Origin of the sequence: Lysinibacillus sp. NPDC097868 (assembly GCF_044761135.1) — a bacterium.
In the GTDB taxonomy this organism is placed as follows: domain Bacteria; phylum Bacillota; class Bacilli; order Bacillales_A; family Planococcaceae; genus Lysinibacillus.
This window is the reverse complement of record NZ_JBIWBS010000001.1, coordinates 17074-27898: the sequence shown is the minus strand read 5'-3', so window position 1 is coordinate 27898 and position 10825 is coordinate 17074. Positions and strand designations below refer to the sequence as shown.

Here is a 10825-nt window from a genome sequence, read left to right as displayed (position 1 = left end):
TTAGTTCATCTCCTCCCGAATTTTTTCGACAACCTCTACCGGCTTTACTTGCGGTAGCTGACGATAGCTTTGTTTACCATCGGATGGGTCAAATTGGCACACTGATGCAAATTGACAATAATCACAGGCTGTTTTTGATTTTAGTTTATAAGGGCTAATGGCTGTATCCCCTGCTAAAATACCATTTCCCGCTTCTTGATGCTTACGGCGCACAAAATGCTGCAAGTTTTTCATATCATTAACAGGCACAATACGCGATTGTGATTCTGACGGTGTACCATCCTTTTTCATATAAACAGGGATGATTTGTGAGTGCCCACTTGCTTCCTCCAGTTGCTCGTCCATCGATAAAATAGCTTCTGGATTTTCTGTTAAAAGCCCCTTCATCTTATATTGCTTTAAACGATCTTCTTCAATTTCACTATCACTTAAGTCTTTATCAAGTTTTAACATTGGATTATGAACGTGGACATAAAGCACACCTGCAGGCTCTGCATCACCCGGTAGCCAATAGGATGCATTTTCCATCGCTACATCTAAATAAGTTAACACCTGCAATGATAGGCCATGATATACCTCGTTCAAATCTAAATCACGAGCAGACGATTTATAATCGACGATACGTAAATAGGAGCGATCATCTATAGATGCACTATCCACACGGTCAATACGACCTCGCATAAACATTTTTTTGCCACCATGTAAATCAATTTCCAATGGCGGAAGCTGTTCGTGTTGCCCTGGTCCAAACGATGCTTCGATAGCAATTGGTTTAAAGTGAGAAACATTCGCGTGCTGTGTCAGTGCCATCATTGTGCGCTCTACAATTCGGATAAGCTTGCGCTGGATATAACGGTAGCGTGCACTTGATAGCAAAATTTGATGTGAGAATACGGGCACAATTTGCTCTACAGCCTGTCGTGCAAGCTGTTGAATTTGCTGCTTTGTTAAACGAATCCAAGATAGTTGTAAACGATGCGTCTCTTCTGTAATCCATTTCAATGCCTCATGGAATAAATCACCCATTGCAAATGTTTCTAAACGATATTCTGCTCGTTCTTCCAAACGTAGCCCATAAGTTGTGAAATGGGAGAACGGACAACGGAAGTATTTCTCAATCCGTGACACACTCGATGTTAGCTTACGACCATATAACTCTTGTGTAATATAGCCTTCCAGTGGTTCTGCCTCATTTTTATGTGTAATTGGATGCATTAGTCGATGTAAAATTAACGCCCAATATGGATCTTGCTCATAATATTGTTGTAAAGCTACCCATTCTGGTGCTAGCTCACGGCTATGCTCTGCTTGCCGTAACTGTAACGTTAAATGGGCTAATGCTGTACGAGGATGTTGTAAATAAGGCATTACATTATTATCAATCAATTCAATTGGATCTATTACAACACGCTCGACATTTACTCCGCTTAAAAGCCCTGCCGTTTTATCATTTCCGATAATCTTCTTAATATATAACGAGGATAATAGTGCCTTCCCCTCTTCATCTGCCGTCGAATAAGTCATATAAAGCTTATCTGACGGTGTTGTAATTGCACGATATAGTAAGAAGTTTTCCTGCAGTAACCTATTTTTGGATGTAGGGGCTAATTCATAGCCAATATGCATAAACCATTCACGTTCCGTATCAGACAGCAATCCTTCATAATCCATACGAGTAGGATAAACGCCATCATTCATTCCAAGAACAAAGGCAACTTTAATATGCGATAAACGAGCTAAATCGACTGTTGCCACCATCACTTCATCTAAAGTAGGTGGAATACGAGAGAATTCTAATGTATCGAATCCTTCATCTAAAATTTTTGCCGCTTCTTCCACAGACATTTCCTGCTCACCAAACATGTAAACAAACTGATCGAGTACTGCAACCCATTCTTTCCATGCTTGATCATGCTCACTTGCAGCTAATGCTTCTCCTCTATCAATTTCACGATCTTTCATGATTTGAAGCTTGTCATATACTTGGACTTCTTCTACAAGCTCATATAACGCAGTTGCCACATCTCTACCAGTTGTCGCTTGCATAAGCTTGTCCTGTAATACTTTTAATGGTGCACGGATTATATCACGAATTGCCTCGATTTCTGTCTGCATCGCACGCTCTTCATCTGTTTGAACACGGGAATGGAATTCAAGACCTCGATATTTTTTGTAAAACCAACGAGCTTCTTCAAACCAACGTTCTCCGTAAATTCCTTGTGCTAAACAGTAATTTTCTAGGCGATCTGCACGCTCCCTCCAAACACTTTGCTCAGCATGCAACGGGAAAAATAAATCTGTTTTCACACTTCTAAAAAGCGGTTCATATTTCCAATTAGAAGTAATAACCTCCAATGCAGAACGACTAAACTCAATTAATGGATGATGGAGCATCGTTTTTTTCGAGTTCACAAAAATAGGAATGTCGTATTGTTGGAAAATTGTTGAAATAAGCGGATCATATACATCTGCTTGTCTATAAAGTAACACTATATCTTGATAACGATAGCCCTCCTGCCTTGTCAGCTTCGTTATTTCCCGGGCAATGGCGTGAATCTCAGCCCGTCGATTCGACGCTTCAAAGACCTTCACATCGCCAGTTGAATTTTTCGTTTTTGGCACCATATTTTCAAATGTTGCTTCGACATGACGTAAATCTTCTGACTGGAATCGATGTGTTTTGATAAAATGCAATGGTGCATCTACCTCAATGCCATTTTCCTGTGCTATATCATGCAAACGCTGATTTGTAATTGCCGCTTCATTGAAGAGCGCTTGCTCATCATAGACTTCTTCTATATGGTCAAACGGCAGCACTACGGTTACCTGCTTTGACACCTTTAGCAGTTCTTTTACAAGCTCTAGCTCTCTTACAGTAAAGGCAGTAAAGCCATCTATATAAATTGTCGCCTGTTTCATCGTCTCTGAAAATTTCAACTGCTCGGTTAAAATCGGATAGTATCCCTCACTATCGACATAAGTCGTGCCAAGTCGTTCTTCTAATGCTTGTAAAACGATTTGTAAATCATTTGTTTTAGCCTGCAATGTATTCGGTGCGTCAATAGCCTTTAAAGAAGCTGTCACTTCAGCTAATACCGAACTGTTCACACTATAACGGCTAAATTCACGTAATAACGATTCGATTTCCTCGGTAAAGCCCCGTTTACCAGCAGCTTGTCGAAATAGAGAGAAATCACTTTTTTGCTCCTCTAGTAATTTTCGAATAAGCATCCGATAACCATAGCCATTTACTTCTTGGCGAGCAATACCACCTGTTTCTTGTAATACAAGCCAAGCCAAACGTTTAAACGTCATCACTTGAGCACGTATTAGCCCGTGTAGGCCATGTCTATTTGTAAGCTCATATTCAGTTGAATAAGACATTTGGTCAGGGACAATGATAAAAATAGGGTGACCTAATGGATCTGTTGATAATTGCTCGACTATCTCTCTATGAATAAACGCTGATTTTCCGGTACCTGCACGTCCTGATACAATTCGTAATGTCATTCACTCTTCCCCCTATTCGTAAAAAATCAAATCTATTATAAAAAATTTATTGTAATTGTTTCACTATAATTCTCCAATAGTTAAACTACTGCTAAATGAAATAAAAAAGACCCTCCTACCATTTTACATGATACAAGGGACTGCATGTGCAGATTCAGCCTAGAAGATTATTCATTTTTCGTCATTTTTCGCACACGTTTCAAATCTCTTTCCACTCGAGCATTCAATCGCTTCTCTATTAGCTTGCCAATCCACCATAACAAGACAATGGCTACACCAGCAATAATCAGTCGTATCGGACTTGTTAACAGCGATTTTAAATCATAGCCAAGAACACTCATCCCTAAAATCATTACGAATTTTCCTGCTAATAGCACCGTTAAATAATATTTTTTATGAATATGAGAAAGTCCCGCAACGATATTGACAATCACTGAAGGAGTAAATGGAAAGCACAGTAATACAAACAACGGGCTAATTCCGTTCATATCAACCCATTTGATAAGCTTCTGTACCTTTTTCCCTCGCGTTACAAAACGCAGCTTCGGATGCTTTCCGAAATGTCGAACAAGCAAAAAAACTGCATATGAGCCAGCTACTGAACCCAACCAAGATAATAAAAATCCAATCCATAATCCAAACGCACTCGCATTTGCGACAACGAACACAACTAGCGGTAAAAAAGGAAAAAAAGCCTCTAAGAAAGGTAATACAACACCTATTATTGGGCCTAGTGTTCGGTATTGTGCCGCAACATGCTCGATATTTTCTACAGTAAACCATTCATTCACTATTGCCACCTCTACTTATATTGCAAAATTACATGTAAGATCGTAAGTTCTTCTGAAGCGTTTTGATATTCGTGTGCTTGATGTCCAGAAAATACCAATGTTTCTCCTTCAGTTAAAGTTTCATGCATTACGCCAGCAGAAATAATAGCTTGTCCATGAATAACAGTTACAGTTTCTTCTACCCCTTCTGTATGGGCTTCACTCCTACTTGTCGCCCCTGGCTCCATTTCTACTTTATAAAATTCCCAGCCACGTTCAGGATCATAAGGAATAATTGAATAGACTCGATAACGCCCATCGTCTTCATCGACATGTGGCGCATTTTTACTGCTAAACTTCATAAAATGGGCTATCGGTGGCTGTAAAAGGGATGAAAATGATATTCGAAGTCCTGCAGCTATTTTCCAAATTGTTGAAACAGTTGGATTCGCTTCACCTTTTTCAATTTGCGCAAGCTGTGCTTTACTTACGCCTGTTGCTTTTGCCACATCATCTAAGCTTAAACTACGCTGCTGTCGTATTTTTTTTAATTGGAATGCTAAATTTCGACTCATTTGTTCCATCTTGACTCACCATTTCCTATTGTTTATTTTATCGGACATATGTATACTTTAATAAACATATGTGAATGTTCAAACTATTCCATTATAAGTATACATGGAAATTTTTTCGAAAGGATGACCTATTTATGACAAGCACAACAGATCTTCATAATGAATCAACAACCGCTACAGAAGATAGCTTTTTACAAGGAATTAAAGATTGTGTACCTACTTTACTCGGTTATATAAGTATAGGACTGGCATTCGGTGTTGTAGGTTCCGCTTCTGGACTATCTGTAGTTGAAATTGCATTACTTACAATACTCGTTTACGCAGGCTCTGCTCAATTTATTTTTTGCGCACTATTGCTAACGAGTAGTCCTGCCTCTGCTATCATTGTAACCATTTTTGTCGTAAATCTACGTCATTTATTAATGAGTTTAACATTGGCACCTCATTTTACGCGCTATTCTATGCTACGAAATGTCGGGTTCGGGACATTATTAACAGACGAAACATTTGGTGTAGCCGTAACCAAACAAATGCAAAATGGAAAACTACATGGCAAATGGATGGATGGACTGAATATAACAGCGTACGCATTTTGGATTTTATCTTGTGTCGCAGGTGCTTTTTTAGGACAATGGGTGGCAAATCCCGAAAAGTGGGGATTAGACTTTGCATTAATCGCCATGTTTGTTGCTTTACTAGTGCTACAGCTTAGTAGCGTCGGAAAAAATAAAATCATGCATTACCTTATGTTAATTGGCTATATGGTTGTCATTATGTATGGCTTATCTTATCTCGTTCCTTCGCATTTAGCAGTGCTACTTGCAACTGTTATTGTAGCAACGATTGGGGTGGTGACAGATAAATGACGACAACAGCTTCTATGGTGTGGCTGATTATCGGTTGCGCCTTAGTGACTTGGTTACCCCGTATTATTCCATTTATGTTTGTGCGCAGTGTGACACTGCCAGATGTTGTGTTAAAATGGCTTAGCTTTATCCCAGTTTGTATTCTTAGTGCTCTTGTGATCGAAAATTTATTGGATACTGAAAACAAAAGTTTCGTTACACTGGATTGGCCTGTCTTTATAACTTTTGTGCCTACACTAATCATTGCACTAGTCACTAAAAGCTTATCGATTACAGTTGTGGCAGGCGTTATAATAATGGCTGCTGTAAGATTCTTTATGTAAAAAAGTATTTTACGTTTGCTTTTTCACTATAAAAAAATCCGCTTAGACGCTTGCGATAGTAGCACGAGGTGTAAGACGAATTAATCCATATAAGGATGAGTTCGTCTTACACAGTGCACGCAAATGCGACGCGGATTTTTATTTATTACTGAAGGAGTTAGGAAGTCTTTAATGACAGCCCTCCTTATTTTTTTTGCATTTTGCTCGCCAACCAAAAACCAAAAGTTAACGAAAAAGCATCAACGACAAAAATAATAGGTGGGGAAGTATAACCTGCGTATACTGATGCGGCAATAAGTGCTATAGCTAAACCTAACGCCACATAACGGTTATACGTAATACGCGTAAACAATAACACGAGTAATGCTGGGAAAAATAATGCTAGCATCATTTTCCCATATAGATCTATCATAGTTCCCTCGGCTCCGCCAACAATAACCCAATTCGATAATGGTCATTGCTGTAAATTACATGCTGCGTAAGGCGAATTTCGTTATTACGATCTAGCACCTCTAAACGACAGTGTGCAGCATTTAATTGTAAAGCTTCATATAATTCAGCTTCTGTAGTGATCGTGTGTCCGTTTACTTTACGAATACATTCCCCTGCAAGTAAGCCCATTTTTTCTGCTGGCGAATCAGGAAGCACAGCAGCAATAATAGCTCCCTTTGAACTTGGCGCAACCGCATACGATTCCGTTTTATCTTGCAAAGCATAATAAATTGAAATCATGATCCGAATTAATGCCCCTACTGCTAATGTTATATAACCAATAATCGGTGCCAAAAATGATGCAAGTCCACCTATTAAAATAAGCTGTCCTAACAATATGACTGAACGCCCTATTTTCGGCAACTGAACAACAGGTAATTCTTTCCTTAACAGCTTTGAAAATCCGATAACTACAGGGAATAAAACGAATGCAAAGTGATTATCTCCCAATGTAAACTGCGGCCAATATGGCAGTGATGATGGGATAATATTGCCTGGAATAATAAAGAAAATAGGTAACACCCAGACATTCCTTGTTCGATAGACGATAGCCTGCATGCCACGCTTCGTATTTTCGATAGCAGGTGTTATAACTTGTTTAGCAGTACGGCGAATAAGTATGCCTTCTACTATCACACATAGCCCTGTTATTATCGTCATTGTAACAACAGCCCCTGCTAATAAATCGACACCTTCCAACGAAAGCTTCCACCAGGAGAACGACCAGTTATACTGGTACATCGCCCATAATGCAAGAGTCGCGATTGCCATTGTGTAAATTGGTGACAATACATTGATGAAAAATAACAAGAGACCTAGTAAAGATATAGCCATTAGAATTAGTAAAAATGGTTTGGGTACAGTGAGCCCGAAACCTAGACTTATTAGTGAAATGACTAATGCATAAGGCCATCCATGCTTCCATTGTCCTATCAGCTCTGTCCAACCCCAAATAATACGTCTGTTAAAAAATCTTCGCTCTTGCTTTACACGTCTATACCCTAATAAGATAGCAACCACTATCGCAATATAAACTACTGGATTAAGTAAAAAGCGGCCAATCGCTGTTACAATTTCTATTAAAATGTTACTAACCATACGAACACCCGCCGTTTCTGTCATGAATACTATGCATTCATTGTATCAAACGACCACTGTCTTGCGTAGTAGTAACTGGTAGAAAGCTTTTTATTTCCCATCATTTTTACTAGATTTATAATATTTATTGCTCAATATTGTGTAACAGGAAGCTTGTAGCCATTTGGAATTGCAAGTCATTTTGACGATCTTCTTTATAAGCCTTTAACGTTCCATTTAAACTATTGAAGAATGTAGAATCTACATATACATCATTTTCTGCTGGCGGTAATTCTTTCTGCTTACGATAAAGCTTTACTGCCTCTTGAGTTGTCTCATCTAAATACCCATCTAATCGGTCAATTTGATAACCAAGCTTTTGCAATGCTTTTTGTGTATACGCGATTTCTTCGCTCATATTGCCTTCTTTGAATTGCCCTGTTAATGGATGCAATTGGAACGCAAATAACTCATTTTGTTCAATAACTAAACTAGCTTCAATGCCCTTCCCGTGGATCCATTCACGTTTTGGCGTAAGCCACTTATTTGTCGATAGCTTCAGTTCTCCCCCATTTGCAAGAGACCATGATTCCTGTACTGTGCCCTTACCAAAACTTTTAACGCCGACAAGGGAAGCACGATTCCAGCCTTTTAATGCGCCACTAAGTACTTCACTAGCCGATGCACTACCACCATTTTGAATAATGACAATCGGAATTTTATTCATCGTAGCTAAATATTTTTCATCAAAGCCTTTCGATTCAGTTTTTAACGGTTCCATAGCCCCCTCTGCATTTTGCATATAGGCAAATACTTTACCATTTTCTAAAATTGTACTTAGTAGCGCTGCGACGCTATGTAAATAGCCTCCAGGATTATCACGAACGTCAACAACGAGCCCTTCTACATCTTTGCGTAGTAGCTTACTTGTTTCTGCAACCCACTCATTTGCTGTCTTCTCACCAAATAACGAGATTTCTATATATCCTATCGAAGTATCCTCAACCTTCACTACCTCACTCGTTACGGTTTTATTGGAGATTGCAGCACGTTCCATCGTCATTTTAATATGCTTATCCTCACTTGGACGATAAACAACAATTGTAATCTTTGTGCCTTTGTCACCTTGAATCAAATGCATTAGTTCACTCATTGTTTTCCCATCTACTTTTACGCCATCAACTTGTACAATTTCATCGAGAGAGCGCATTCCAGCCTTTTCTGCTGGTGACGAACGAACAGGCGATACAACAATAAACTTCCCATTGTTTTCTGTCAGTTCAATACCGATGCCAACTCTTTCTTCTGCTAGCATTTGTCGATGTTGCTCAGCCTCTTCCTTCGTGTAATAGGTACTATACGGGTCCTTAATTGCATCTGCCATACCGCGTAAAGCACCTTCTACTAATTCTTCTTTTTTAGTGCTATATACAGATTTCTTTTCGATTAGTTGTAAAGCTTCGTTAATCGAATCAACTTCTGCGACTTGCACTTTTTTCTCTGCTCCATCAAACCAGTCAAAGTAAAATCCACTACCTATCAATAAACTGCTGACAAGTACCCCGACTCCTGCCGTAATTTTGCGCAAACCTTCCCTCCTCTGTCTCTTTACTGTATGAATTTTTATTTTCAAACATACAAAATAATGTTTTGGAATTCTAAATAAGCTCACGGGCTATACAAAATTGTTTGGGTGCCTGGCACAATTCAGAATTGTTTGGGTGCCTGGCACTAAAAAACCACCATGCTTTCTACGGGCACAGTGGTTTTGAGTTTAGCTCTTTATAAAGTAAATTAATCTAATGCTTCAACAGTGTTTTTTAACATTTCGACATTCATTGGGCCTTCTATCGCTTGCTGAATTGCCCCTGTTGAATCAATGAAATACGTTGTTGGAATTGTAATGACCTGATAATCTGAACCAGCAGCATTTTCTGGATCAAGTAAAATTGGGAATGTAAGTTCAAAGCCATCTCTAAATGTCATGACTGAATCAATTTTTGCATCAGCTGTTACGTCTCGCTCAGCTGACGTTAAATTAACAGCTAAAATTTCAACATTGTCCACTTTTGCATATTGATCGTAATAATTTTGCATATGTGGCATTTCAGCCTTACATGGTGGACACCATGTTGCCCAAAAATTTAATACTACTTTTTTTCCGCGTAACTCACTTAACGTCACTTTTTCACCATCTAAATTAGTTAACGTGAAATCTGGCGGCGTATCTCCTTTTTTCAACCCAATTGTCCGTTCCTTTACTTCTTTACCAAGTGAGGCCGTTTCAATTTCGCGCTCTTTATCGATTTGCTGTTTAACATATGTACCAATCATCGCAGCTATTAACAACACCACTATAAGTAACCCAATATTTTTTTTCATTCTTTTCCTCCCATTCGTTGAATTCCTATACCTAACATAAGTAATAGGAAGCTTACTCCAACAGCCGGTTGCCAGAAGCCATTTGGCTGTAAAACAGCAACGATTACATACCCAGCTGTATACACTAATAACGCTAGAGTTGTTTCTGTTACTTTCCATAATATGATGATCGTTAGTACGCTTAGCACTACCAAAGTGATGAGTTCACTTTGGAGCGAATTGTCATTCAATAATACCACGAACCATTGATAAATGGATTGCGTTAAAATGATTGCCCAGCCACTTGCAGTTACGCCTTCAGAATCGAATTGTAGTTGTTGTCGCTTCCACCACAATTGAAATATTAAGGCAACTGTTCCTAATAAGACTCCGACAGTTCCGCCATTAAAGTAAAGAAGCGTTAATGGTTGTGAGAGGACAGATTGAAAGTCCGTAATAATGACGCTAAATTTCCAAACAAGTATAAAAGTAAAGATTGCATCGCCGTATACCCCTGACCATATTTTCAGGAATTGTATTCGTAAGACAATCCATACGATGATAAATGCTGCTAATAATGCGACCGCCGTTGCTGGTAAAGTTAATGCACGAATTGAAAACCACTCAGTATTAATCACCTTAACAAATCCTCCACAGATATAGATAATTTTAGCATAGCATAGCTACTTTTATGAAAACTTCCATTTCACACTGTTTTCAAAAATTTTTTAAAGTTTTCACGGAATACTCATTTTTGAACACTTCACTTTAAAATACCCCACATCGTATATAATAATAAACATTTCTTTCGAATGCACGCTATAACAGGAAAAATCTCCTTTTCATTTTGT

General features: G+C 38.7%; 10 protein-coding genes. 2 read left to right on the top strand and 8 right to left on the bottom strand.

Annotation, left to right across the window (positions count from 1 at the left end; all coding sequences use genetic code 11):
* The 3 genes from addB to ACIQXJ_RS00100 all read right to left on the bottom strand — a co-directional run bounded on the left by addB (position 1) and on the right by ACIQXJ_RS00100 (position 4864).
* Positions 1-3510, bottom strand: a complete 3510-nt coding sequence (addB, locus tag ACIQXJ_RS00110; RefSeq protein WP_403048387.1) for a helicase-exonuclease AddAB subunit AddB — start codon at positions 3508-3510, stop codon at positions 1-3.
* A gap of 167 nt (positions 3511-3677) precedes the next feature.
* The gene (locus tag ACIQXJ_RS00105; protein WP_340826308.1) at positions 3678-4301 is read right to left on the bottom strand and encodes a TVP38/TMEM64 family protein; all 624 of its coding nucleotides are present in this window, start codon (positions 4299-4301) and stop codon (positions 3678-3680) included.
* 11 nt (positions 4302-4312) lie between these two features.
* Positions 4313-4864, bottom strand: a complete 552-nt coding sequence (locus ACIQXJ_RS00100; protein WP_401009829.1) for a helix-turn-helix domain-containing protein — start codon at positions 4862-4864, stop codon at positions 4313-4315.
* A gap of 125 nt (positions 4865-4989) precedes the next feature.
* Here ACIQXJ_RS00100 and ACIQXJ_RS00095 point away from each other — a divergent pair, with 125 nt between their 5' ends.
* Complete coding sequence (locus ACIQXJ_RS00095; protein WP_401009831.1) at positions 4990-5721, top strand: AzlC family ABC transporter permease; 732 nt, start codon at positions 4990-4992, stop codon at positions 5719-5721.
* Positions 5718-6044: an AzlD domain-containing protein gene (locus ACIQXJ_RS00090; RefSeq protein WP_403048384.1), complete on the top strand. Its 327-nt coding sequence runs from the start codon at positions 5718-5720 to the stop codon at positions 6042-6044. The genes ACIQXJ_RS00095 and ACIQXJ_RS00090 overlap by 4 nt, the downstream gene beginning before the upstream one ends.
* A gap of 184 nt (positions 6045-6228) precedes the next feature.
* On the opposite strand, the gene ACIQXJ_RS00085 is transcribed toward ACIQXJ_RS00090, so the two are convergent.
* The 5 genes from ACIQXJ_RS00085 to ACIQXJ_RS00065 all read right to left on the bottom strand — a co-directional run bounded on the left by ACIQXJ_RS00085 (position 6229) and on the right by ACIQXJ_RS00065 (position 10612).
* The gene (locus ACIQXJ_RS00085; RefSeq protein ID WP_340826541.1) at positions 6229-6453 is read right to left on the bottom strand and encodes a CsbA family protein; all 225 of its coding nucleotides are present in this window, start codon (positions 6451-6453) and stop codon (positions 6229-6231) included.
* The gene (locus ACIQXJ_RS00080; RefSeq protein ID WP_403048382.1) at positions 6453-7658 is read right to left on the bottom strand and encodes a PDZ domain-containing protein; all 1206 of its coding nucleotides are present in this window, start codon (positions 7656-7658) and stop codon (positions 6453-6455) included. The genes ACIQXJ_RS00085 and ACIQXJ_RS00080 overlap by 1 nt, the downstream gene beginning before the upstream one ends.
* Before the next feature lie 100 nt (positions 7659-7758).
* Entirely contained in the window at positions 7759-9201 is a 1443-nt protein-coding gene (locus ACIQXJ_RS00075) for a S41 family peptidase (protein ID WP_401009837.1), read from the bottom strand.
* 206 nt (positions 9202-9407) lie between these two features.
* Positions 9408-9995, bottom strand: a complete 588-nt coding sequence (locus ACIQXJ_RS00070) for a peroxiredoxin family protein (protein ID WP_403048380.1) — start codon at positions 9993-9995, stop codon at positions 9408-9410.
* Positions 9992-10612: a hypothetical protein gene (locus ACIQXJ_RS00065; protein ID WP_403048378.1), complete on the bottom strand. Its 621-nt coding sequence runs from the start codon at positions 10610-10612 to the stop codon at positions 9992-9994. Before ACIQXJ_RS00065 ends, ACIQXJ_RS00070 begins: the two co-directional genes overlap by 4 nt.
* Positions 10613-10825 lie beyond the last annotated feature (213 nt).